This is a genomic window from Pseudarthrobacter sp. KH_020_B (assembly GCF_057840185.1).
In genome coordinates, this window is the sequence record NZ_CM174506.1 from 4,672,796 (window position 1) to 4,696,846 (window position 24,051).

Annotated in this window: 20 protein-coding genes; 10 read left to right on the forward strand and 10 right to left on the reverse strand. The window is 66.0% G+C overall.

Annotated features, from left to right (window positions below):
• Window positions 1-174: 174 nt before the first annotated feature.
• Window positions 175-1,275 carry a hypothetical protein gene (locus tag AC3IT0_RS21910; RefSeq protein WP_489321731.1) on the reverse strand — a complete coding sequence of 367 codons (1,101 nt, stop codon included), beginning with the start codon at window positions 1,273-1,275 and terminating at the stop codon, window positions 175-177.
• Between the two features lie 490 nt (window positions 1,276-1,765).
• Between AC3IT0_RS21910 and purB the strand changes: the two genes are divergently transcribed.
• The 10 genes from purB (at window position 1,766) to AC3IT0_RS21960 (ending at window position 15,998) form a co-directional block, all read left to right on the forward strand.
• Window positions 1,766-3,208: an adenylosuccinate lyase gene (purB, locus tag AC3IT0_RS21915; RefSeq protein ID WP_489321732.1), complete on the forward strand. Its 1,443-nt coding sequence runs from the start codon at window positions 1,766-1,768 to the stop codon at window positions 3,206-3,208.
• Window positions 3,209-3,329: 121 nt separating this feature from the next.
• Window positions 3,330-4,001, forward strand: a complete 672-nt coding sequence (locus AC3IT0_RS21920) for a histidine phosphatase family protein (protein WP_489321733.1) — start codon at window positions 3,330-3,332, stop codon at window positions 3,999-4,001.
• A 115-nt stretch (window positions 4,002-4,116) separates the two neighbouring features.
• Window positions 4,117-9,006, forward strand: coding sequence for an NAD-glutamate dehydrogenase (locus AC3IT0_RS21925; RefSeq protein ID WP_489321734.1), 4,890 nt, complete (start codon window positions 4,117-4,119; stop codon window positions 9,004-9,006).
• Between the two features lie 96 nt (window positions 9,007-9,102).
• Complete coding sequence (locus AC3IT0_RS21930) at window positions 9,103-9,606, forward strand: GNAT family N-acetyltransferase (RefSeq protein ID WP_489321735.1); 504 nt, start codon at window positions 9,103-9,105, stop codon at window positions 9,604-9,606.
• A gap of 76 nt (window positions 9,607-9,682) precedes the next feature.
• A complete protein-coding gene (locus tag AC3IT0_RS21935; RefSeq protein WP_489321736.1) occupies window positions 9,683-10,117 on the forward strand; it encodes an acyl-CoA thioesterase in 435 nt (144 codons plus the stop codon).
• A 228-nt stretch (window positions 10,118-10,345) separates the two neighbouring features.
• Window positions 10,346-11,422 (forward strand): extracellular solute-binding protein, encoded by a 1,077-nt coding sequence (locus tag AC3IT0_RS21940; RefSeq protein ID WP_489321737.1) that lies wholly within the window; start codon window positions 10,346-10,348, stop codon window positions 11,420-11,422.
• 39 nt (window positions 11,423-11,461) lie between these two features.
• On the forward strand, window positions 11,462-12,529 hold the full coding sequence (locus tag AC3IT0_RS21945; protein WP_489321738.1) for an ABC transporter ATP-binding protein: 1,068 nt from the start codon (window positions 11,462-11,464) through the stop codon (window positions 12,527-12,529).
• On the forward strand, window positions 12,526-14,331 hold the full coding sequence (locus AC3IT0_RS21950; RefSeq protein WP_489321739.1) for an ABC transporter permease: 1,806 nt from the start codon (window positions 12,526-12,528) through the stop codon (window positions 14,329-14,331). The genes AC3IT0_RS21945 and AC3IT0_RS21950 overlap by 4 nt, the downstream gene beginning before the upstream one ends.
• A 116-nt stretch (window positions 14,332-14,447) precedes the next feature.
• Entirely contained in the window at window positions 14,448-15,074 is a 627-nt protein-coding gene (locus AC3IT0_RS21955) for a thymidine kinase (protein WP_489321740.1), read from the forward strand.
• 78 nt (window positions 15,075-15,152) lie between these two features.
• Window positions 15,153-15,998: an amino acid-binding protein gene (locus AC3IT0_RS21960; RefSeq protein ID WP_489321741.1), complete on the forward strand. Its 846-nt coding sequence runs from the start codon at window positions 15,153-15,155 to the stop codon at window positions 15,996-15,998.
• 51 nt (window positions 15,999-16,049) lie between these two features.
• Here AC3IT0_RS21960 and AC3IT0_RS21965 read toward each other — a convergent pair whose 3' ends face one another.
• From AC3IT0_RS21965 to pcaC, 9 genes are all read right to left on the reverse strand, one after another.
• Window positions 16,050-16,967 carry a diacylglycerol/lipid kinase family protein gene (locus AC3IT0_RS21965; RefSeq protein WP_489321742.1) on the reverse strand — a complete coding sequence of 306 codons (918 nt, stop codon included), beginning with the start codon at window positions 16,965-16,967 and terminating at the stop codon, window positions 16,050-16,052.
• Window positions 16,968-17,016: 49 nt separating this feature from the next.
• The gene (locus AC3IT0_RS21970; protein WP_489321743.1) at window positions 17,017-18,390 is read right to left on the reverse strand and encodes an NAD(P)(+) transhydrogenase (Re/Si-specific) subunit beta; all 1,374 of its coding nucleotides are present in this window, start codon (window positions 18,388-18,390) and stop codon (window positions 17,017-17,019) included.
• Complete coding sequence (locus tag AC3IT0_RS21975) at window positions 18,387-18,722, reverse strand: NAD(P) transhydrogenase subunit alpha part 2 (protein WP_489321744.1); 336 nt, start codon at window positions 18,720-18,722, stop codon at window positions 18,387-18,389. Before AC3IT0_RS21975 ends, AC3IT0_RS21970 begins: the two co-directional genes overlap by 4 nt.
• Window positions 18,722-19,882 (reverse strand): Re/Si-specific NAD(P)(+) transhydrogenase subunit alpha, encoded by a 1,161-nt coding sequence (locus tag AC3IT0_RS21980; protein ID WP_489321745.1) that lies wholly within the window; start codon window positions 19,880-19,882, stop codon window positions 18,722-18,724. The genes AC3IT0_RS21975 and AC3IT0_RS21980 overlap by 1 nt, the downstream gene beginning before the upstream one ends.
• 140 nt (window positions 19,883-20,022) lie before the next feature.
• Complete coding sequence (locus AC3IT0_RS21985; RefSeq protein ID WP_489321746.1) at window positions 20,023-20,835, reverse strand: IclR family transcriptional regulator domain-containing protein; 813 nt, start codon at window positions 20,833-20,835, stop codon at window positions 20,023-20,025.
• Window positions 20,836-20,960: 125 nt separating this feature from the next.
• The gene (locus AC3IT0_RS21990; protein ID WP_489321747.1) at window positions 20,961-21,653 is read right to left on the reverse strand and encodes a 3-oxoacid CoA-transferase subunit B; all 693 of its coding nucleotides are present in this window, start codon (window positions 21,651-21,653) and stop codon (window positions 20,961-20,963) included.
• Window position 21,654: 1 nt separating this feature from the next.
• Window positions 21,655-22,314, reverse strand: coding sequence for a 3-oxoacid CoA-transferase subunit A (locus AC3IT0_RS21995; protein WP_489321748.1), 660 nt, complete (start codon window positions 22,312-22,314; stop codon window positions 21,655-21,657).
• 5 nt (window positions 22,315-22,319) lie between these two features.
• Window positions 22,320-23,516: a thiolase family protein gene (locus AC3IT0_RS22000; protein ID WP_489321749.1), complete on the reverse strand. Its 1,197-nt coding sequence runs from the start codon at window positions 23,514-23,516 to the stop codon at window positions 22,320-22,322.
• 83 nt (window positions 23,517-23,599) lie between these two features.
• On the reverse strand, window positions 23,600-24,049 hold the full coding sequence (gene pcaC / locus AC3IT0_RS22005) for a 4-carboxymuconolactone decarboxylase (protein ID WP_489323870.1): 450 nt from the start codon (window positions 24,047-24,049) through the stop codon (window positions 23,600-23,602).
• Window positions 24,050-24,051: the final 2 nt, after the last annotated feature.

Consider the following 24,051-nt stretch of genomic DNA (forward strand, 5'->3'; position numbering starts at 1 on the left):
TCGTCGCTTGCTGCGACCAGCCGCGCGGCTCCCTGGTAGTTGCCGAGATTATGGCCCGGCCCGATACCGAATTCGCCACCTTCGGGCGTGGTTACCGGGCTGTTGAGGGTCACCGTTACCCGGTTTCGTTCGTCCGGATTCGGTGTGCCGTCCGTGCCGGGCACCCAATCCTGCCTATGCTCCAGATGAAGAGCAGTGACGTCGGCGTCCGGAACAATGCCCCCCCACGGGAGACCCTGCAGTGAGGACATATTTCATGTCGTACTCGTTGAGGAACAGTTCGTCGGCCGCCAGGTTCATGGCGTGGATTCCGCCTTGGCTGTACCCCACGGCCACGACGGGCGCCCCCTTTTCCGCGCCGGCAGCCTGCAAGGCCCGCAACACCGCCGCGTTGACTTCTGCGGAGATGTGGCCCAGCCCTTCAACAATGCCGGCTTCGTCGAACGGATTCACGCCGCCAATTTCGCCTCCGGCCTGCGTTCCGGGAATGACCACCACGTAAGCCTTCTGTCCCCCGTTATCCACTTCGACGACTTCGATGTAGCCTTCACCGCGTTCATCGATGATCCGCGCCCGTTCCAACAACGCGGCCGGAGAACCGTCGAATTCAATGGGCAACGTCTCCTTCTCTTCCACCGTGACCGGACGCGGCTGAAGGATTCGGTTTGAACGCCCGGACACACCGGCGAGCAAAGGAACGGCCGCCGCAATATGCCTGCCCGCCGCCAGGTCTGCCGCGAGCGCTACCCAAAAGCGCTCCGGAGAGACTGCCAGCAAGGTAGCCATGGCAATAGGCCCCACGGCGAGTTCCGTGACTTCCCTGTTGGGAACCGGACCCAAGCCGAGGTCTACCGCCTGCCGGCCAAGGGTTTCGGCACTCGTCAGGCCGCCGCCCATGCCGCGCGAGAATCCCGCCCACGCTTCCGCCGTTTCGTAGTCCCTTTTGCAGTCCCGCACCTGCCGGCTGATCCGCTGCAGTTCCGTCCTGACGGCCTGGACGCTCCACTGCGCCTCTCCAACGCCTATCAGGGCCGCCGTTCCGGTGGGACGTGCTTCATCCTGGTAAGGGCACAGGTCTTCCCAGATGCGGCGAACCTCTACTTCCACGGAAGCCAACTCCTCCGCAGCAGCGTCGAGCTTCTCGGCGCCGCCTATCAGTTCCTCCAACTGAAAACTGATTCCACCTACACCGCCCTTGATTTCCAGGCCCCCGTCCACGGCAGGCCCCGTCAGCTGGATTGGTCCGCCGCTGCCGGATGGCGTCACGTCGGCCATCAGTACCGCCCCGCCGGGTTGCCGGCCGAAGTTCCCACCGCCTGCGCATGGCTTCTCACCGAAGCCAATGCGTCCTCGAGCCGTATCCTCGCCCTTCCAAGGGCCACTTCCTGCAGGGACACCGAGTCCCGGTACGCCCTCCCGGCAGGTGACTGCCAGTCCAGGAGCTGGATCTCGCGAAAGCCGCCGAGAACCTTTTCCACCCTCCCCAGGCAAACGCTAACGCGGGCGGCCAACTGCTGAACCTCATAACCGCGGGACATGCATGCCCCCATATCGGCTGCCGTCACGTCACTGCCCATACCCGTTCCCCCTCCCGGATACACGTACGAATATCTGATCCGTCAAAGCCAACTCCTGAACCCCGACGCTACGGAACACCGCCCACACGGCGGAAGCACCGGCGTCGGCTATGTGGACAAGTCACGCCGCTGTCCACATAGGACGGACCGCTTAAGCGGCAGTGAAGAGTTCATGAAAGAATCAGCACATGCCTGAAACTGCCGCCACAGCTGATACCCGCACGCCCTCCGGACGCCTGGCCCTCGCCGCGTCACCGGACCAGATTGCCCTGGGCCCGCTGGACGGCCGTTACCAGTCCGCCGTCGCGCCCCTCGTTGACTACTTGTCCGAGGCAGCCCTGAACCGTGACCGTGTGGCCGTGGAAGTCGAGTGGCTCATCCACCTGACCAGCAACAACGTCCTTCCCGGCGCAGGCCCGCTAACCGCGGAACAGCAGGAAAAGCTCCGCGCGATCGTCACGGAATTCAACTCCACCTCGGTGTCAGAGCTCGCCGAAATCGAAGCCGTCACCGTCCATGACGTGAAGGCCGTGGAGTACTACATCGGCCGCCGCCTGCCCGCCGTCGGCATCGAGAACCTGACCGCCATGGTCCACTTCGGCTGCACGTCCGAGGACATCAACAACCTCTCCTACGCGCTCGGCGTCAAGGGTGCTGTGGAGGACGTGTGGCTGCCCGCCGCACGCGCCCTCGTTGCCCAGATCAGCAAGATGGCCGAGGACAACCGCGCGGTCCCCATGCTGTCCCGCACGCACGGCCAGCCCGCCACACCCACCACCCTGGGCAAGGAACTGGCCGTCATCGCGCACCGCCTGACCCGCCAGCTGGACCGGATCGCGACGACCGAATACCTGGGCAAGATCAACGGCGCCACCGGCACCTATGCAGCCCACGTCGCTTCCGTCCCTGGTGCTGACTGGCAGCAGGTGGCCAAGTCCTTCGTCGAGGGCCTGGGCCTGACCTGGAACCCGCTGACCACCCAGATCGAAAGCCACGACTGGCAGGCCGAGCTGTACGCCGACGTCGCACGCTTCAACCGGATCCTGCACAACGTCTGCACGGACATCTGGAGCTACATCTCCATCGGCTACTTCGCCCAGATCCCCGTGGCCGGCGCCACCGGATCCTCCACGATGCCGCACAAGGTCAACCCGATCCGCTTCGAAAACGCCGAGGCCAACCTGGAGATCTCCTCCGGGCTCCTGGACGTGCTGGGCTCCACGCTGGTGACTTCCCGCTGGCAGCGCGACCTCACCGATTCCTCCAGCCAGCGCAACATCGGCGTGGCATTCGGCCACTCCCTCCTGGCGATCTCCAACGTGGCCAAGGGCCTGGACCGGCTCGACGTTGCCGAAGACGTGCTCGCCGGCGACCTCGACACGAACTGGGAAGTCCTGGGCGAGGCCATCCAGATGGTCATGCGCGCCGAGGCGATCGCCGGCGTCGAAGGCATGGAAAACCCCTACGAGCGGCTCAAGGACCTCACCCGCGGACAGCGCGTGGACGCTGCCCGCATGCAGGAATTCGTCCAGAGCCTGGGCCTCTCGCCCGAGGCCGAGGCGCGGCTGCTCGCCCTCACGCCCGGCAAGTACACGGGCATCGCGGACCAGTTGGTGGACCACCTCAAGTAAGCGGCCCCTCGGGCACAAGAAGTACGACGGCGGCGCCAGGTCCTTGAGGGCCCGGCGCTTTCCTTCTGGGTTCGTCGGCCCGGCGGCATCCCAGCTCGCCGCCGGATGCGAAACTGGAGTCATGAAGCTGCTCCTCATCCGCCACGGACAGACCCCTGGCAACGTTCTCGGCCAGCTGGACACCGCCCACCCCGGGCCTGGGCTGACAGAACTGGGCCAACGCCAGGCCGAGGCGATGGCACGGTCACTGGCTAACGAGCCCATCGCTGCCCTGTACGCATCAACCCTCGTGCGGACACAGATCACGGCCGCGCCGTTGTCCCGACTCCACGGGCTTGAGGTTGAAGTCCTGGACGGGCTGCACGAAATCGAAGCCGGGGAACTGGAGAAGCTGACCGACCACGAGTCGCACATGCGCTACATGGGCACGGTGTTCGCGTGGGCAGCCGGTGACCTGGACCGCAGAATGCCGGCGGGCACGGACGGCCACGAGTTTTTCGAGCGGTACGACACCGCCATTAACCGGATTGCCGAGCGCGCGGTCAGCAACGGGGGCTCCGCCGTCGCCGCCGTCGTGAGTCATGGAGCCGCCATCCGCACCTGGACAGGGCTCCGAGCCGCCGGCGCCGACCATGACTTTGCGGCCCGGCATGTCCTGTCCAACACCGGCATCGTGGCCCTGGAAGGGGACCCGGATGCAGGTTGGAAGCTGATCCACTGGGACGGGAGCCCGGTGGGCGGCCTCGCTCTTGCGGATCCGACCGCGGAGGACCCTACCGGAGGCGCCGCATAGCCGCTCGGAAACACTGGACGGCGTGTGGCGGGGCGTCCATGATGAAACCAGGCATGAGGCTTCCCCAGAGGACCACGAAGCGTGGTGCCAGCCCTTGCCGTGGAGGCGCAGTGGAATGTCACGCGAAACCGCGCCGGCCGCCCGGGACGGGGCTGCCGGTCCGTTCGAGGTCAACGAATCCTTCCTCGCGGACTACTACGAGCACATCGCGGCGGAGGACCTTCAGGACTACAGCCCGGAGACCCTGAACCGGCGGGCCCGATACCACGCGGAACTGGCGGGCATCCGCGCTCCCGGACAGTCCGTCGTCGGGGTCCTGAATGAAACCGATGCGAGCATCGTGGTCATGGTCGCCGACGACATGCCCCATCTGGTGCACTCGGTGACGGCCGAGCTGACCAGGGAAAGCGCGTCGATCCGGCTGCTTGTGCACCCAACGTTCCGGGTACGGCGGGACCCTGAAACGCATGCGTTGCTGGACGTCGCGCATGGGCCGTCCAGGGCCGGACTGACAGCGGCGAACGCGGGCCACTCGGAAATCCCGGACGTCCGCCCGGACGAGCCGGGTGGGGACCAAGAGCGGACCACAGAGACCTGGGTGGCCGTGGAAATCGGCAGGCTGCCTGGGGACTCGGGCGCCGAGGAAGTCATCGCGAACCTCCACGGAGTGCTGGCCGATGTGCAGGCAGTCGCCGAAGACCTCCCAGCCATCCATGCCCAGGTGACGGCCGCCGTCGGCTCCGTTGATGGATTCCCCAGCGGCACGGTCCCGGCCCCGGATCAGCTCCGTGAACTGCTGCTCTGGCTGGACAACGGCAACTTCGTGTTCCTCGGGTACAGCGAATATGAGCGCACGACGGCGGGCGCCCGGGAGGCGTTGCGGGTGCGGGCGGGCGCAGGGCTGGGGCTGCTCCGGGAGGACCGGCCGGAAGGCGGGACCGGTCCGGCCTCCGGCGCACCTCACATAGTGGAGTCCGGGGAGGCAAGCCTCCACAGCCCGCGGGCACTCACGCTCGCCACCTCGGATCTGCGTTCCTCGGTCCCCCGGCCCGCCTACCTGGACGAGATCCGCCTTAGGATCTTCGACGATGGCGGAGCCGTGGCCGGAGAGCGGCGCTTTGTGGGCCTGCTCGCCCCGGGCGCCACAGGCCAGTCGGTACGCCGCATTCCGGTGGTTCGGGACAAGGTCCAGGCCGTGCAGGAGCGCCTTGGCTTCGAGCCTGCCTCGCACCAGGGCAAGGAACTGCTGGCGGTGCTGGAGTCGTTTCCCCTCGACGAGCTGTTCCATATGGAACAGCTCGATCTGGCCCAGCTGGCCACGGAGATCCTGCGCCTGCAGCAGCGCCGCCAGACGCGGCTTTTTCTGCGGCCGGACAGCATCGGCCGCTTCATGTCGGTCCTGGTTTTCCTTCCCCGGCGCCGCTACAACACTGCGGTCCGGCTCAGGATCGAGCAGGAACTCAGGCACGCCTTCAAATCCCCGTCCATCGAGTTCGAGGTCCGGCTGGGCGACTCCCCGATGGCCCGGGTGTTCTTCCGGATCCTGCTGGGCCCCGGGACGCCCGCGCCCGACGTCGACCCCCTGGAGCTGGAGCGGCGTGTAGTGGCGGCAAGCCGCTCGTGGACGGAGGGCCTGGACGAGACCCTCCGCGACCGATTCCCCGCAGAGGAGGCGGCTCAGCTCTCGACACTGTGGTCGGGCTCGTTTCCGCCGGGCTACCGTGCAGACCACGACGCCGAGGACGCCGTCCGGGATATCGCGGGCTTCGAGGAATTCGACCTCGACGGGACGGGCGGGCGGGCGCTGGACGACCCCCTCCTGACGGTCTACGTCCGTCCGGAAGCCTCGCGGCCTCTGGCAGAGGATGCACGGATGCGGCTCTACCTGACCAGGGCCCAGAGCCTCACCCAGTTCCTGCCCTTCCTCCACAATCTGGGGCTTGAGGTGCTGGACCAGCGCCCCTTTGAGCTGCGGCGCAGCACCGGCCATGGGCTCTTCCTGTACGACGTCGGGCTGAAGTACCCTGCCGGCATCGATCCTTTGGGGACCGCCGGCCTTCTGGCGGACTCGTTCCGCGCAGCCATGCGGGGAAACACCGAGTCTGACGGTTTCGACGCCCTGGTGATCAGGGAAGGGATCACCTGGCGGCAGGCCGTCATCCTGCGCAGCTACGCCAAGTACCTGCAGCAGCTGGGAACCCTGAATTCCTATGGCTTCATGGCGGACACGCTGCTTTCGAACACGCGGGCCACGCACGCACTGCTGGCGCTGTTCCATGCCAAGTTCGTTCCCGGCATTGATTGGACCCGGCGACTCCGCGACACGGCGGCCACGAGGAAGGAGCTGATGGCCGCGATCGAGGAAATCCCCAGCCTCGACGCCGACCGGCTGCTGCGCACGTTCATGAACCTGGTCGAAGCGACCCTGCGCACCAACTACTTCCTGGACAAGCCCTACCTGAGTTTCAAGCTCAGCCCGGCGGCAATCCCCAACGCACCGCTGCCCCGGCCCAAGTTCGAAATCTGGGTCTATTCGCCGCGGGTGGAAGGCGTGCACCTGCGCTTCGGAACGCTGGCCCGCGGCGGCCTGCGCTGGTCGGACCGCAGCGAGGACTTCCGGACCGAAGTCCTGGGGCTGGTCAAGGCCCAGAACGTCAAGAACTCGGTCATTGTGCCCACCGGGGCCAAGGGCGGCTTCTATCCCAAACGGCTTCCGGACCCTGTGATTGACCGGACCGCATGGATGGCCGCGGGTCAGGAGAGCTACCGGATCTTCATCCGGGGCATGCTCGATCTCACGGACAACCTGCTCAGTTCCGGAAGCGGCAGCACGGTGGTGGCCCCGGCTGGCGTGGTCCGGCACGACGGCGACGATTGCTACCTGGTGGTGGCCGCGGACAAGGGCACGGCGGCCTTTTCGGACACGGCCAACGAGGTGGCCCACGAGTACGGCTTCTGGCTCGACGACGCCTTCGCCTCCGGCGGGTCTGTGGGCTACGACCACAAGGAAATGGGCATCACGGCCCGCGGCGTGTGGGAGTCCGTGAAGCAGCACTTCAGCGAATTGGGCCTGGACACCCAGCACGAGGAATTCACGGTGGCGGGCATCGGCGACATGAGCGGCGACGTGTTCGGCAACGGGATGCTGCTCTCGGAACACATCCGCCTCGTAGCAGCCTTTGACCACCGGCACATCTTCCTGGATCCGACCCCTGACCCGGCGGTCTCCTACACCGAACGCCGGCGGCTGTTCGGGCTGCCACGCTCGTCCTGGGCCGACTACGATGCGTCCCTCATCAGCGACGGCGGCGGCGTCTACTCCCGGCAGGCAAAAACCATCCCGGTCAGCGAGCCCGTCAGGGCCGCCCTCGGCCTCGAGAAAGGGCGGACGTCCATGTCGCCCCAGGAACTCCTGCAGGCCATCCTCCGTGCACCCGTGGACCTGATCTACAACGGCGGCATCGGCACCTACATCAAGGCCTCCACCGAGACGCACGCGGTGGTGGGCGACAAGGCCAACGACGCCATCCGCATCAACGGAAACGAGCTGCGGGTCCGGGTCATTGCTGAAGGCGGGAATCTTGGCATCACCCAGCGGGGCCGGATCGAGGCCGCCTTGGGCGGGGTCATTATGAACACCGACGCGATCGACAACTCCGCCGGCGTGGACTGCTCCGATCACGAGGTCAACATCAAGATCTTCGTGGACACGATGATCGCGGCGGGGCGGATGCAACGGGACGAGCGGACCGGGTTCCTGCGTTCCCTAACCGATGAGGTGGCCCGGCTCGTCCTGAAGGACAACACCGAGCAGAACGCCTTGCTGGTCACCGAACGCCAGCTGGTCCTGAACTGGAGCCCCGGGTTCGAGCGGACCATGGACTGGCTGGAAACCACGGCCGACCTGGACCGGAACCTCGAGGGGCTGCCGAGCGCGACGGCCCTGCACGCCCGCCTGGAGCATGGGGAAGGTCTGACCTCCCCCGAACTGTCCGTGCTGGCCGCCTACGCCAAGATCGAACTGGCCCGGGATCTGAACGCCAGCGACCTCGCCGACGACCCCTGGTTCAAGCAGACCCTGCACGACTACTTCCCGCGCCAGATCGTGGAACGCTTCGGCGCCGAACTGGACAGGCATCCGCTGCGCCGCGAGATCGTGGGGACCGTCATGGCCAACGACATCGTCAATATTGGCGGTATTACCTTTGCCTTCCGCGCCATCGAGGAAACGACGGCCAGCCCCGCCGCCGTCGCCAGGGCCTTTGTGGTCCTGCGGGAGGCCTACGACCTGGATTCGATGGTGGCGGCCCTCGCGGCGCTTCCACCGGGCTACCCCAGCGAGCACGGCAGCGGCATTGCCCTGCACATGCGCCGGCTACTGGACCGGGCCACCCGCTGGTACGTAACCCATGACCACAGGGACCAGCCGATCGCCGAGGCCCTGGCCCGCATCAAGCCGACACTCGACGTGCTGCGGACGAGCACTTCGCACTACCTCCGGAGTTCCGATCTCGACCGAGTACAGGACCGCCAGACGCACTGGGACAGCGTCAATTTGCCGCCGGAGCTCAGCAATCGGGCATCGGACATGCTGGAAAGCTTCGCGCTCCTGGACATCTCGCTGATTTCGGAACAGGTCCAGGAGCCCGTCACCGCGATCATCGACGTGTACTACGCGATCTTCGAGCGCATCGGGGTGGCCCACTTGTTGCTGCGCATCACGGACCTGCCCCGGGCGAACTACTGGGAAGCCCTTGCCCGGGCGGCGCTGCGCGACGATGTCTATTCGGCCGTCGCCGACATGACCACGTCCGTCATGAAGTCCACTCCGCAACAAGCTGCAGGAGTCGATGCGGCGGAACGGGTCGTGGCCTGGGAACGCGGGCACCAGGAGCAGCTGGCCCGGATCAAGGACACGTTTGCTGAAGTGACCAAACCAGGGGACGTGGACATCGCTTCGATCTCCGTCGCCCTGAAGCTGCTGCGAACCTTGGTCCGCCGGTAGCCCGAAGTTCTCCGGACGCTTACGCCAAAGAAACACTCTGGTAACCGTGCCGTCTTAGGCTTGATCTGCATCACCCTTCGGCGAAACGAGGCAGTCATGCAGACCAATCCGCGGCTCAACATCAGGTCCGTCACCTGGGCCAACCCCGTGGGCGCCAATCTGCGCAGGGCCCAGCAGGCGGAACTGGACGCCCGCTTTGGTACGCCTGACCACGAACCAGGGATCCCGCCGTCGGGCGCTGACTGCGCCGTGTTCCTCGTGGCGTACGACAAGGGCTCGGGACAGCCCGTGGGCTGCGGCGGACTCAGGCTCCTGGACAGCGTCACGGCCGAAATCAAGCGTCTCTACGTGCTCCCCTATACGCGCGGTTCGGGCGTGGCCAGCTCCATCCTGGCGGCCCTCGAAGCCGAGGCGCACAAGCAGGGCATCACACGCATCAAGGCCGAAGCAGGCTCGGCGCAGCCGGACGGCCGGAACTTCTACGAGAACTCCGGCTTCGATGCCGTCCCCAACTTTGGCGCTTACGTGGGAGTGGAGCACTCGTACTGCTACGCCAAGGCCATTGACTCGCACAGCGCCGCCCACACTGCCATGGCCTGAGCCAAATCCGGGCGGCCGCCCGTTATACAACAACCGGTACGACGTAACGTGCGCCGCGGCACGCTAACCTCGCCATATGGAATCCACTGACATCACCTTCCGCACGCGCAAATGGATCCGGCCGGAGGACCTGAATGCCAACGGGACCCTTTTCGGCGGAAGCCTGCTGAAATGGATCGACGAGGAAGCGGCGATCTACGCCATCCTCCAGCTTGGCAACGGCCGCGCGGTCACAAAGTACATCTCGGAGATCAACTTCGTGAGCTCCGCCGTGCAGGGAGACCTCGTGGAAATGGGACTGACAGCAACGCGCTTCGGCCGGACGTCACTGACCATGCGCGCCGAAGTCCGCAACATGATCACGCGCCAAAGCATCCTCACCATCGAAGAGATCGTCTTTGTGAACCTCAGCCCGGGCGGCAAGCCCGAGCCCCACGGCTACACCGAAATCACGTATGAGCGGGACCGGATTCCCACGCACCACCTGACCGAGACCCTCATTCAGGACTGACGACGGCGGGACGCGCCAGCCATCCGTGACTGACACATCAGAACCACGTTCCTCAACGTTCACGGCCAGTTAATGAACCGTGCGCTGGATGTTCCCTTGACCGGACAAGACTAATCAGCCGGGCTGTTTATCAAATCGATAGCATTTATCGCCCTTATCTGAACAGTCCGCCTATAGGCTTGCCGGAATATGCTCCGGTTCGTTCCAGTGAAGAAATGAGTCCTGATCGTGCGTAAAGTCCAAACCCTGGCCGCCGCCGTCCTCGCCATCACCCTGCTTGCCGGTTGCGGCGGAGGAACACCCACCCCTGCGGCCTCGGGTGGTTCCTCGTCCGCGCCGGCCGGTGGTTCCGGCGAAACCCTCGTGATCTACACGAACTCCAATGGGGAGGGCCGTGGTGAATGGCTGACTACGGAGGCCGCGAAAGCGGGTTACAAAGTCGAAGTTGTGGGTGCCGGCGGAGCGGACGCCACCAACAAGCTGATCGCCGAAAAGAACAACCCGATTGCTGATGTGGCGTTTGGACTGAACAACATGTACTTCGCACAGATCAAGGCAGCGGACGCCCTTGAGGCCTACAAACCGTCGTGGGCGGGAGAAATTGACCCAGCCCTGGGTGACGGCGAAGCCTATTGGCCGCTGGTAAAACAGGCCATCCTCCTGGGCTACAACTCAGACAAAGTCACCGCAAACGCCGCTCCCAAAGACTGGACGGACCTCTGGACCAGGGACGAATTCAAGGACCGCTACGAGCGGGTCACAGGCATGGGCACAGCCACGGCACAGCTGGTGTTCGCCGGTATCCTCACCCGCTACAAGGACGACTCCGGTGACCTCGGCATCTCCGACGAAGGCTGGAAGCAGGCTGAGCAGTACTTCCAGCACGGCAGCCCCGCGGTGCCCAAGACGGATCTTTTTGCCCGCATAGCCAGCGGCGAAGCGGACATGGGCCAGATGCCGTCGTCGATCATCGCCGAACGTGAGAAGACCTTCAAGGTCAATGTTGAGACCGTGAAGCCGGCCGTCGGCGTTCCCCTCGCCGTCGAGCAGGTTGCCCTCGTCAAGGGAACAGACAAGAAGGAAGAAGCCCAGAAGTTCATCGACTGGTTCGGCAGCGCTGAGGTGCAGGGCGCCTGGGCCAAGCAGTTCAATTCGATGCCCGTGAACAAGAGCGCCGCAGCGCAGGCCAACCCTGACGTGGTGGACTTCTTCGCCGACCTCAAGCAGCAGGACATTGACTGGGCATTCGTCCAGGAAAACATGGGCTCGTGGGTGGAGAAAATCGAACTGGAATACATGCAGTAATCGTCCCCATACTCCCAGTCCCGCTCAGACAGGTTCACTATGATCCGCTTGGACAACATCGAAGTCACGTTCGGCGATTTCACTGCCATCCCCAACCTTGACCTCCATGTCAGGCCGGGAGAATTCTTCACCCTGCTGGGTCCATCCGGCTGCGGCAAAACGACAGCGCTCCGCACGCTGGCAGGGTTCATTGAACCCTCCAAGGGCACCGTGAACGTGGACGGGAAGAACGTCACGAAGCTGCCCAGCGACAAGCGCCAAGTGGGCATGGTGTTCCAGAACTATGCGCTGTTCCCCAGCATGAGCGTGTGGGAAAACATCGCGTTCGGCCTCCGCGTCCGAAGGGAGAAATCAGCTGAAAGCGACCGCCTTGTGCGCGACATCGCGCATCGTGTGGAGCTCAGCGATGAACAGCTGCACAAGAACGTGGCGGAGCTTTCGGGCGGCCAGCAGCAACGCGTGGCAGTTGCCCGTGCCCTGGTGCTCAAGCCCAAGATCCTGCTCCTGGACGAACCGCTGTCCAACCTGGATGCGAAGCTCAGGCACCAGTTGCGCCAGCAGCTCAAGGACCTGCAGAGCGAGTTCGGGATCACCACGGTCTATGTGACACACGACCAAGATGAGGCCCTGGCCATGAGCGACCGGGTGGCCGTCTTCAACAAGGGCGTGGTGGAGCAGGTGGGCACACCCCAGGGCATCTACGACCAGGCGGCCACAGAATTTGTCTGCAATTTCATCGGCGACAGTTCCGCACTCACCCCCGAGTTCATGGCCGAAGTGAACCGGATCTCCGGCGCCGGACTCAGCCTGGCAGCGAACTCCTACATCCGCGTGGAAAAGGCATCCCTGACGCCGCCCGCGGATGGACGCGCCGCCGTCGGCCTGTCCGGGAAAGTGGTGTCACGTACCTACCACGGCCTCCACAGCCGCTATGTTGTGCGCAGCCACGGCGCGGAGATCCGGCTGCTGGTCAAGGAGGACGGCGGTGTGCGCCCGGAAGCCGGCACCGCGACCACCCTTTACGTCCAGCCCGGACACATCCTGCAGTACCACGAGGACAGCGGCAAGGCGCTCGGCAGACTGGACCAGGCAGTATCCCTGCCATGAGCGCTGCGTCCGCCAAAGGTATGGTCCGCTCTCCGTTTGTCCTGGTCGTGGGCGTGATCCTGACCTGGTTCATTGCGGCGTTCCTGGTGTGGCCCAACCTCAACGTCCTGATTGCCACCTTCTTCCCGGACGGCAGCTTCTCCGGCCGCGCCGCCGAAAAGATGTTCTCCTCGCAGCGGGCCATGAAGTCACTGGGCAACAGCTTCCTGCTGGCCGTGGCGCTGTCTGTCACGGTCAATGTTGTGGGGATTTTCATTGTGCTGGTCACGCAGTACTTCAGGATCCGCGGATCACGAATCCTGTTTTTGGGCTACGCCTCCACGTTCATCTACGGCGGGATCGTGCTGGCCGCAGGTTACAAGTTTATTTACGGGGACAAGGGCATCGTCACATCGCTGCTTGTGAGAGTGTTTCCCGCCATGGATCCGGCGTGGTTCTCCGGCTTCTTTGCAGTCCTGGCAGTGATGACGTTCGCCACCACCACCAACCACATGCTGTTCGTAGCCAACGCGCTTAAAGGTGTGGATTACCAGACCATCGAGGCCGCCAAGAACCTCGGCGCGTCCGACTGGACCATTCTGCGCCGGGTTGTCCTTCCCATGCTCAAGCCCACTCTGTTCGCCGTCACCATCCTGTCCTTCCTCACCGGCCTGGGTGCCCTCAGCGCCCCCCAGGTGCTGGGTGGCAGGGATTTCCAGACCATCACTCCCATGATCCTGACGTTCACCAACAGCCCCACGTCCCGGGACCTGGCCGCCCTCCTGGCCGTCATCCTTGGCGTGGCCACCATGCTGATGCTCGCGGTAATGTCACGGCTGGAAAAGGGCGGCACGTACTTCTCGGTCTCCAAGGTTTCGTCGGCCCTGCAGAAACAGCCGATCAGCAACCCGTTGGCCAGCACCGTCGTCCACACCATCGCCTACCTGCTGTTCGCGGTCTACACGCTGCCGGTGGTGCTGATTGTGGTGTACTCGTTCGCCGATGGTGCGGCCATCCAAACCGGGCAGATTTCCTTCGGCAGCCTCACGCTGGACAATTACGCGCGTGTCCTGACACAGCAGTCGGGGCTCCGGCCATTTATCGTCAGCGTCGTTTACAGTGCCCTCGCCGCCATCATCGCGGTGGGCGGGCTGCTGTTTGTGGCCCGGCTGCTGCAAAAGTACAAGAACTGGGTCACCACGGTTTTCGAGTACTTGCTCCACATCCCCTGGATCCTGCCTTCGGCGCTCCTCGCGCTGGGCCTGATCATCAGCTATGACCACCCCAATCCGATGGTGGGCGGTGCGGTGCTCACGGGCACCACAGTGATCCTGCTGATCGCGTTCGTGACCGTCAAGATCCCGTTTACCCTCCGCATGCTTAAGGCATCATTCGCCTCCGTGAACTCATCACTGGAGGAAGCGGCGGCCATCATGGGCGCCAAGACCCTTTACGTGTTCCGCCGCATCCTACTGCCATTGGTGCTCCCGGCCGCTGCCGCCATTGCGGCCCTGAATTTCAACAGCATGCTGGACGACTACGACACCGCCATCTTCCTGGCCCACCCGCTGGTCCAGCCCCTGGGCCTGATCATCAAAGCAAACACCGATGGCGCCGAAGGCGTGGCCGGCGTGGCCAACACGTTCGTGTACACAGTGCTGCTGATGGTCATCACCGGATTGACGATGTACTTGGTCTACGGCCGAACCAGCAGGCGCCGTACCACGCAGAAACGCCCGCGCGGGATCCCGGGGACCGCACTGGTTCCGGGGTCGTCGGTCGACGTTTCGGGCGACAAGGAGCCAGCGGCTCCCATGCGCTGACCGGCTGGCGGAACAGTGCCCGACGGCGGCGGGGCAAGGTCCGCAGGACGGGCGGCAGCCGCGTCCTCAGGACGTACGGCATAAGATCGATAGCCGAACCCATTGAAAGGACCCTCTTGGCCAAGCTCTACTTCCGCTACGGCGCCATGAACTCAGGAAAGTCCACCGGACTCCTGCAGGCCGCCTTCAACTACGAGGAGCGGGGCCAGCGTGTCCTTCTCGCCAAGCCCGATGTGGACACCAAAGGCGATACCGACATTGTGTCCCGGCTGGGCATGACGCGGTCCGTGGACTTCCTGATCTCCGCCACCACGCCCGTGCGTGAGCTCTTCGCCGCCCACGCGGCCGGCGATGACCCCGATGCCCTGCTGGAGCACATGGACCAGAAACCGGTGGCCTGCCTGCTGGTGGACGAGGCCCAGTTCCTGACCCCGGACCAGGTGGATGACCTGTTCCGCATCGCCGTCCTGGACAACGTGCCGGTACTCGCCTACGGCATCAGGACAGACTTCCTGACCCGCGCCTTCCCGGGATCGCGCCGGCTGATGGAGGTCGCCCACACCCTGGAAGAGCTCAAAACCATTTGCCGGTGCGGGCGCAAGGCCATCTTCAACACCCGGCGCGTCGGCAACGAGGTGGTGTTCGACGGCGACCAGGTGGCCATCGACGGCCAGGACGTCTGGTACGAATCCCTCTGCGGTTCCTGCTATCTCGAGGAATCCGGCGGCCGCCTGGGGTCCTGAGTTTGCCGCCGCAGCCTGTTCCCACAATCGGAACGGCAGGGCAACGCCGCCGAAACACCTCCCTGTGATCCTTGAGGCATGAAGCCCACTGCAAGGAAACGTGCCGCGGCTGATTTGAGCTGTGAAGTCTGCGGCCTGATGCCGGAACCCACCAAGACCCGCCTGACCTTGGCCAACGTGGCCGTTATGCTCCCCATCGAACTGCTGGTCCACGCCCTCGTCGTGGAAACGCACCTGCCCTATCTTGCCAAGGTGCTGGTCCTCACGCTCACCGCCACCGTGCTGGTGATCTGGGTGGCGGAGCCCTCCGCCGCCCGGATGCTCCGGGGCTGGCTGCACGCGCCGGCGCTCCGGCACCACCGGAAGCTGGGCAGCGCACCGGCGTTGTGGCGGGCGCGCACGGCGCTCCAGGACCACCCGGGGTCGCTGCAGAAAATCACCCGTGCGCTGGCCCGCCTGGACACCAATATCCTCAGCATCCACGTCCACCCGGTTGCCGGCGGTGTGCTGGACGAGTTTGTGCTTTCGGCGCCGGGGAACCTCAGTGAACGGCACCTGCTGGAGGCACTGCACGACGGCGGCGGCTCGGGTTCGCGCGTCTGGCCCACCACTGCCCTGGCCATGGCTGACGGCCAGACGAAGGCGCTGAGCCTGGCAGCCCGGATCGCCGACGCCCCGGACGAGCTGCCGCTGGCAGTCGCCGAACTGCTTCGCGCCCGCATCCTCACCCCCGCCGAGGCCACCCTGGAAGCGGACGACGCCGGCACCCGCCTGAAGATCCCCACCGCCTGGCACGGACCCATCACCTTCGCCCGTCCCGGCGAACCGTTCACACCCGCCGAGTCAGCCCGCGCGCACCGGCTCGCCGAGCTCGCCGAAATCCTCTCGCACCGCCCGGCGCCCTCCCAAGTGACTGGCATTTAATGTCGTCATTCCCGCGTTTGACGACGTTAAGTGCGAGCTAGTTGGGATGGGTTACATCCGGATGGTCAGCGCGCCGGGCTCAATCGTCATCAGGACGTGCTTGCCGTCGCCTTCGTGGTCGCCGTCGAGCTGGTAATCGTCGTTGTGCTCCAGCGTAATTTCCACGGATTTGCCCTGGTAGTACTCCACGGAGGTGTCTTTACCGCGGCCCTTGCCGATCATGCCGGCGATCACGGAGAGCCAACCCCAGCGTCCATGGTGGGGTGCCAGCACCGCCACGTCCAACAGGCCGTCGTCCATCTTGGCTTCCGGGAAGATCTCCATCCCGCCCTGGACCTTGCCGCAGTTCCCCACCATCACGCTGCGGACCCCGCGGCGCACTACCGTTTTGCCGTCGAGGACGATGGTGGCCTTCACCGGTTTACCCGGCAGGTTGCGGATGCCAGCGTCCACGTAGGCCAGCCAGCCCACCTTGTCCTTGAGGTCCTCATTGGTGTCGGCCATGATGGTGGCGTCGTATCCCACGCCGGCCATGACCAGGAAGACCTGCTCCTTGTCCGGATCATTGCGGACGGCCCGGACCACGTCGATCTTCCGCTCCGTGCCCGCCAGTGCCCCGGCCATGGCCCCGTCAAAGTCCGTGACGTCCATGCCCAGGTTCCGGGCCAGGAGGTTTCCCGTGCCGAACGGAAGCAACCCCAGGGGCACGTCCCCGCCGGAGAGGACCTCAGCCACACACCGCACTGTGCCGTCGCCGCCGGCGGCAATCACGACGTCGGCCCCTTGCTTGAGTGCCTCCTTCGCCTGGCCGACGCCAGGGTCCTCCTTGGTGGTCTCCAGCCAGATGGGATCTCCCCAGCCGTTCTCCGAGCAGTGCTTGGCCGCCAGGGCACGCACGTCGATGTCCACCGGCTTGGCAGGATTGATGATTATGGCCGGGCGCTTGAGGGAAGTGGAGCTATCGGTCATGGTTTCCTTCGCTGACGTGGGAATTGGCCTTGGGGGACAGCGTACTTCGCTACAGCGCCTTCACGGCGCCCAGCACCTTGGCCAGGGAATCCTTGGCGTCGCCGAACAGCAGGGAGGTCTGCGGTTCGTACAGCAGCTCGTTCTCGATCCCCGCGAATCCTGGCCGCATGGAACGCTTCAGGAAGATCACCTGGCGGGCGTCGGCAACTTCCAGGATGGGCATGCCGTAGATCGGCGAGCCGGAGGACGTCTTCGCTGCCGGGTTCACCACATCGTTGGCGCCCACCACCAACGCGACGTCGGCCATGCGGAACTCGGAGTTGATTTCGCCCATCTCCTTGAGCGATTCGTACGGCACGTTCGCCTCGGCCAGGAGCACGTTCATGTGCCCGGGCATGCGGCCGGCCACGGGATGGATGGCGAAGTCCACCTCGATGCCGCGGGCTTCGAGGGCCTGGGCCAGCTCGGCCGCGGTGTGCTGGCCCTGCGCCACCGCCAAGCCATAGCCGGGCACAATGATCACGCGCTGTGCGTAGCCCAGGAGCACCGCCACGTCCTCCGCGGTGGAGGACCTGACGGGACGTTCGCTCACGGCGGTGGATCCCGCCGTCGAACCTCCATTGAAGGCGCCGAAAAGGATGCCGGCCACGCTGCGGCCCATCGCGGCGGCCATGGCCCTGGTGAGGATGGTACCGGAGGCGCCCACCAGCGTGCCTGCCACCACCAGCAGCACGTTGCCCAGCACCACGCCCGACGCCGCCACGGCCAGGCCGGTGAACGCGTTCAGCAGAGAGATGACGATTGGCACGTCAGCGCCGCCCACCGGCAGCACCAGCAGTGCGCCGGCTGCCAGGCCCAGCACCATCAGCAGCACCGCGAGCGCCAGGGAACCGGTCAGGACGACGGCGACGGCGGTGCCCACCGCTGCGAGCAGCACCGCGGCCATCACCGCGGGGAGGCCGGGAAAAACGATGGGCCGGGTGGTCATCAGCTCCTGGAGTTTGGCGAACGTGACCCCTGATCCCGCGAAGGAAACGGCCCCCACCAGGAGGGTGAACACGATGGCCAGCCGGACCCAGGGGTCGGCGGTGTGGCTGAGTTCCAGCAGCGCCACCAGGGCTGCGGCACCGCCGCCCACGCCATTGAACAGGGCCACGAGCTGGGGCATCTGGGTCATCTGCACCCGCCGGGCCACCGGTGCCGCCACCGCGGTCCCCACCGCGATGGCGCCGATGATCCAGGGGATGTTGTCCAGCCGGGCGGAAAGGAACACCGTGACGACGGCGAGCAGCGCCCCGAAGGCACCGATCAGGTTGCCGCGGCGGGCCGTCCGAGGGGAACTGAGGCCGCGGAGCGCCAGGATGAAGAACACCGCGGCGGCGAGGTAGAGGAGCGAGGTCCAGACCGGGTCGAGGAGGGTCACTTTGCCTCCTCCCTGCCGGTGGCTTCCTTAGCCGGGGCTTCCTTTCGGGCGACGTCCTTGCGGGCCCGGAACATGTACAGCATCCGGTCCGTCACCACAAAGCCGCCCACCAGGTTGGCGGTGGCCAGCACCACGGCCAGCAGCGCCACGGCCAGGATCCACGGGTCCGCAGCCTGGCCGGCCACGATGATGGCGCCCACCAGGATGATGCCGTGGATGGCGTTCGCGCCGGACATCAGCGGAGTGTGCAGGGTGCTGGAGACCTTGGAGACCACCTCGAAGCCCACAAACACCGCCAGCACCGTGACCGTCAGCAGGCTCATGCCGTCCATCAGATTCCCCCCTCGTGAATGAGTGCCGCCAAAGCCTCGGCCGTGGGCAGGTGCCGCACCGCGCCGTCGTGCGTGAGGCAGGCGCCTGCGATTACGTCGTCGTCGAAATCAGGGGCCACGGTGCCATCCCGGACCATCAGCGCGAGCAGGTTGGCAACGTTCTTGGCATACAGCCGGGACGCGTCCTGCGCCATCGCGGACGGGGCGTCCTTCAGCCCCACCAGGGTGACGTGGCCCTGCCCGTCCGCGGTGGGCACCAGGATGTCCTCGCCGGGAACGGCGCCCTCCACGTTGCCGCCGGACTCGGCGGCGAGGTCGACGACGACGGAACCGGGGCGCATGCCCTGCACCATTTGGCGGCTCACGAGGAGCGGCGCGCGCCTGCCCGGGACGGCCGCCGTCGTAATCAGGACATCCGCCACGGCGACGTGCGGGGCGAGGAGTTCACGCTGGAGTGCGCCGCGGTCGGCACTGAGTTCGCGGGCGTAGCCGCCCGAGGCCTCCGCCGTTTCCAGATCCAGCTTGATGAACGTGCCGCCCATCGAGGCGACCTCGTCGGCGGAGGCGGGCCGGATGTCGTTGGCAGAGACGCGGGCGCCGAGCCGTTTCGCCGTGCCGATAGCCTGCAGGCCGGCAACCCCGGCGCCGAGCACCAGCACCCGGGCCGGCGGGACGGTGCCGGCTGCGGTCATGTACAGCGGAAAGAAGCGCGGCAGCCGGATGGCCGCCTCCAGCACGCAGCGGTAGCCGGCCACCAGGGCCTGGGAGCTGAGCGCATCCATGGACTGGGCGCGCGAGATGCGCGGCACCAGTTCCAGGGCGAAGGCGGTGACGCCGGCCTCCACGAGCGCCTGCACAGTGGCCAGCTCCGACGACGGCGAGGCCAGGCCAACGGTGACGGCGCCCCTCTTCAGGGCTGCCGCCGTCGGGGGTTCCAGCGGGCGGACGTGGACCAGGACGTTCAGTTCGCCGGGATCCAGGTCCTGGACGACGCGGGCGCCGGCGCCGGCGTAATCGTGGTCTGAGTGGCCGGCGGCGGCACCTGCTCCTGCCTCGATCAGGACGTCCAGGCCCAGCGCCGCCAGCTGCTTGACCGTTTCCGGCGTGGCGGCCACACGCCGCTCACCCTCATGACGTTCCCGCGGTATGCCCAGTTTCAAACCGCCAACTCCCTTACGGACGTAGTTGGCTCGAGTCTATGACCCCTTGCGCGAACTGGCAGCTAATTCCCTCAGATTCGCGTTTTGAGGGTATCTGCTGCCTGTTCGCGCATCGGTGCCGTGCAGTTGGTGCCGAGAGGCTACCGACGGGCGGTCAGGTCCGCCGAGATGAGCTTGGCCGTGGCCACGATTTCGCGGGCCACGGCGGCGAGGTACGCTTCCGGGTCCGGCTGGGCCGCCACCGACTGGGCCTGGAGGGACACGTTCACCGCGGCCACCACCTTGGTTGGCCCGTCGTACACGGGAGCGGCAACGGACATCAGCCCGATCTCAAGCTCCTGATCCAGCAGGCACCAGCCCTGGGCGCGCACGGTGTCCAGCACCGCCAACAGCTCGGGGACAGTGCCCAGCGCGCCCGGCGTCAGCGGTTTGATCTCCGCCGCTGCCAGGTAGTCCTTGAGCCCGGCGGGCGGCAGTACCGCGAGCAGCACCCTCCCCATGGACGTGGCGTAGGCCGGGAAGCGGGTGCCCACGGTGATGCCCACGTTCATGATGCGGCGCGTGGTCACCCGTGCGATGTAGGCGATGTCCGTGCCGTCCAGCACTGCCGCGGACGTGGACTCGCCCAGCTTGAGGGACAGTTCCTCCAGGTGCGGCTGCGCCAGCTGCGGCAGGGACAGCCCGCTGAGGTAGGCGTAGCCGAGCTGCAGGACCTTGGCCGTGAGCGCGAATGTTTTGCCGTCGGTCCGGACGTAGTCCAGCTCCACGAGCGTGTGCAGGAAGCGCCGGGCCGTGGCTCTGGTCAGGTCCGTCCGGGCCGCCACCTCGGTGAGGGTCATGACCGGGTGGTCGGTATCAAAGGCGCGGATCACGGCCAGCCCGCGCGCCAGCGACTGCACGTACTGGTCGCTCGCCTGCGGGGCGGCCCGTGAGTCTGCGGGTGCGTTGGTCATGGTTACCAATCCTATTCGGCGCGAAAGGACACTTGCGGCCCTCCCGACCGGCGCGAAAGGACACTTGCGGCCCTGGAAACGCCGGTCCTCGGGGGCTTAAGTGTCCGTTCGCGCCGGGGTGGGGGTTAGAGCACGACGGCGGCGGCTGATTTGAGCGGGACGGGCACCAGTTCCTGGAGCTCCTCGAAGGTGCAGCCGAACGTCTCGCGGACAGTGACGCCGTCGGGCCCTGTCAGGAAGACCGCCTTGTCGGTGTACACGCGGGTCACGCAGCCGACGCCCGTGAGCGGGTACGAGCACGCTTCCACGATCTTCGAGGCGCCCTCGCGGGTCAGGAGCGTCATCATCACAAACACGTCTTTGGCGCCGGTGGCGAGGTCCATCGCGCCGCCCACGGCGGGGATCGCGTCGGGGGCGCCGGTGTGCCAGTTGGCGAGGTCGCCGGTGGCGGAGACCTGGAACGCGCCGAGCACGCAGATGTCCAGGTGGCCGCCGCGCATGATCGCGAACGAGTCCGCGTGATGGAAGTAGGACGCCCCCGGCAGCTCGGTGACGGGGATCTTACCGGCGTTGATGAGGTCGCCGTCGATCTGGTCCCCGGTGGCAACGGGACCCATGCCCAGCATGCCGTTCTCCGTGTGGAGCGTGATGTTCTGCTCCGGCTTGAGGTAATTGGAGACGAGTGTGGGCTGCCCGATGCCGAGGTTCACAAAGGAGCCCGGCGCGATGTCACGTGCCACGAGTTCGGCGAGTTCGTCGCGGCCCAGGGGCTTGTCGCTGGCCTGGATGCTGGCCTGGCTGTTGGTCTGTGCGCTCATTTCAGGCCACCTTCACGATGCTGTTGACGTAGATTCCGGGGGTGACCACGTTTTCCGGGTCGAGCCCGCCGGTGGGCACGATCTCGGACACCTGGACCACCGTGTGCTTGGCGCCGGCGGCCATGATGGGGCCGAAGTTCCGGGCGGTCTTGCGGTACACGAGGTTCCCCACGCCGTCGGCCTTCAGGGCCTTGATCAGCGCGACGTCCGCGTGGATGGGCGTCTCGAACACCTGGCCGCGGCCGTCGATGATCCGGGTTTCCTTACCCTCGGCCAGCATGGTGCCGTAGCCCGTGGGCGTGAAGAACCCGCCGATGCCTGCTCCGGCAGCACGGATCCGCTCGGCCAGGTTGCCCTGCGGCACCAGCTCCAGCTCGATCTCGCCGGCGTGGAATTTGGCGTCGAAGTGCCAGGAATCGGACTGCCGCGGGAAGGAGCAGATCATCTTCTTCACCCGGCCTTCCTTGATCAGCAGCGCGAGGCCCTGATCGCCCTGGCCGGCGTTGTTGTTCACCACGGTCAGGTCCGTTGCGCCGCAGTCCATCAGCGCGTCGATCAGTTCGAACGGCTGGCCGGCGTTGCCGAACCCGCCGATCATTACGGTGGAGCCGTCCTTGATGCCGGCGACGGCCTCGTTTACGGAGTCAACAAAATTCAGCATGTTCCTTAGCCCTTTCCGGCCGTGACGTTTTCGAGGACGACGGCGAGGCCCTGGCCCACGCCGATGCAGATCGCGGCGACGCCCCAGCGTTCCCCGGAGGCCTGCAGGGATCGGGCGAGGGTGCCCAGGATGCGGGTGCCGGACGCGCCGAGGGGGTGGCCCATGGCGATCGCGCCGCCGTGCCGGTTCACGATTCCGGGGTCGATGCCCCAGGCGTTGATGCAGGCCAAGGACTGCGCGGCGAACGCTTCGTTAAGTTCGACGGCGCCCACCTGGTCCCAGCCGATGCCCGCCTTCGCGAGGGCCTTGTTCGCCGCCTCCACCGGGGCGTAACCGAAGAACTGCGGATCGTTACCGTGCGCGCCGCGGCCGGCGATGCGGGCCAACGGTTCCAGCCCGAGCAGCCCGGCGGCGTTCTCGGACCCGATCCACGCCGCGGAGGCGCCGTCGGACAGTGGGGACGCGTTCCCGGCGGTGACCGTGCCGTTCTCGGTCCGGAACACGGTCTTCAGCCCGGCGAGCTTCTCCGCCGAGGAGCCGGCCCGGATACCCTCGTCCCGGACCAGATCGGTGCCGGGGACCGGGGCCACCAGATTGTCGTAGAAGCCCTCGTCCCACGCGGCGGCGGAGAGGTTGTGCGAGTTCGCGGCGAACTCGTCCTGGGCCTCCCGGGTCACACCGTACTTCTCGCGGAGCCGCTCGGTGGCCTCGCCCAGGGAGATGGTCCACTCCTTCGGCATGGCCTTGTTCACCAGGCGCCAGCCCAGCGTGGTCGAAGCGAGGGTCATGTCCCCGGCCGGGTACGGCTTCTCCGTCTTCGGCAGCACCCACGGGGCCCGGGACATCGACTCGGCGCCGCCCACCAGCATCAACTCGGCGTCGCCGGCGTTGATCTGACGCGAGGCGATGATCGCCGCATCGAGCGACGAGCCGCAGAGCCGGTTCACGGACGTGCCCGGAATCGAGACCGGCAACCCGGCCAGCAGCGTGCCCATCCGGGCGATGTTGCGGTTCTCCTCGCCGGCGCCGTTGGCGTTGCCGAACACGACCTCGTCGATGCGCGCGGGATCGAGCCCCGGGGCGCGCTTCACGGATTCCTTGATCACGTGCGCTGCGAGGTCATCCGGGCGGACACCCGCGAGGCCGGAGCCGAACTTACCGAACGGGGTGCGCACGGCGTCGTACACAAAAGCCTGGTTCAAAATGCTCCTCTAATTCTGTCTGGTTCCCCAACTAGGTCGCAGTTAACGTCGTCATTCGCGCGAATGACGACGTTAACTGCTAGTTAGTTGGGGGTGGGGGCGTTGGGTGGGGTGGGGGCGTCCAGGTCTTGGAAAACCTGCTGGGCGGTCTTGAAAGCTGTGTTGGCCGACGGAACACCGCAGTAGATGGCGGTCTGGAGCAGGATTTCCTTGATCTCGTCCCTGCTCAGGCCGTTGGTGAGGGCCGCCCGGATGTGCATGGCCAGCTCTTCCCAGTGCCCGTGCGCCACCATCGCGGTGATGGTCACGGCCGAGCGCATCTGGCGGGAGATGCCCGGCCGGGTCCAGATGCCACCCCACGCGATCCGCGTGATCATGTCCTGGAAGTCCTCGGTGAACTCGTCCTTGTTGGCATTGGCCCGGTCCACATGCGCGGCGCCCAGCACCTCGCGGCGGACCACCATGCCGCCGTCGTAAATTTCCTGGCTGGTGGCATCCGGCCGGACCACGCCGTTCCGTTCAGCCCCGCTGATAT

Bases quoted from the DNA above. Each gene is read 5' to 3' on its own strand.
- AC3IT0_RS21975 (WP_489321744.1), bottom strand. From the start codon at position 18,722: ATGGACGGCATGAGCCTGCTGACGGTCACGGTGCTGGCGGTGTTTGTG.
- AC3IT0_RS21965 (WP_489321742.1), bottom strand. From the start codon at position 16,967: ATGACCGATAGCTCCACTTCCCTCAAGCGCCCGGCCATAATCATCAAT.
- AC3IT0_RS21920 (WP_489321733.1), top strand. From the start codon at position 3,330: ATGAAGCTGCTCCTCATCCGCCACGGACAGACCCCTGGCAACGTTCTC.
- AC3IT0_RS21935 (WP_489321736.1), top strand. From the start codon at position 9,683: ATGGAATCCACTGACATCACCTTCCGCACGCGCAAATGGATCCGGCCG.
- AC3IT0_RS21925 (WP_489321734.1), top strand. From the start codon at position 4,117: ATGTCACGCGAAACCGCGCCGGCCGCCCGGGACGGGGCTGCCGGTCCG.
- AC3IT0_RS21950 (WP_489321739.1), top strand. From the start codon at position 12,526: ATGAGCGCTGCGTCCGCCAAAGGTATGGTCCGCTCTCCGTTTGTCCTG.
- purB (WP_489321732.1), top strand. From the start codon at position 1,766: ATGCCTGAAACTGCCGCCACAGCTGATACCCGCACGCCCTCCGGACGC.
- AC3IT0_RS21990 (WP_489321747.1), bottom strand. From the start codon at position 21,653: ATGAGCGCACAGACCAACAGCCAGGCCAGCATCCAGGCCAGCGACAAG.
- AC3IT0_RS21985 (WP_489321746.1), bottom strand. From the start codon at position 20,835: ATGACCAACGCACCCGCAGACTCACGGGCCGCCCCGCAGGCGAGCGAC.
- AC3IT0_RS21910 (WP_489321731.1), bottom strand. From the start codon at position 1,275: ATGGCCGACGTGACGCCATCCGGCAGCGGCGGACCAATCCAGCTGACG.
- AC3IT0_RS21960 (WP_489321741.1), top strand. From the start codon at position 15,153: ATGAAGCCCACTGCAAGGAAACGTGCCGCGGCTGATTTGAGCTGTGAA.
- AC3IT0_RS21945 (WP_489321738.1), top strand. From the start codon at position 11,462: ATGATCCGCTTGGACAACATCGAAGTCACGTTCGGCGATTTCACTGCC.
- AC3IT0_RS21930 (WP_489321735.1), top strand. From the start codon at position 9,103: ATGCAGACCAATCCGCGGCTCAACATCAGGTCCGTCACCTGGGCCAAC.
- AC3IT0_RS21995 (WP_489321748.1), bottom strand. From the start codon at position 22,314: ATGCTGAATTTTGTTGACTCCGTAAACGAGGCCGTCGCCGGCATCAAG.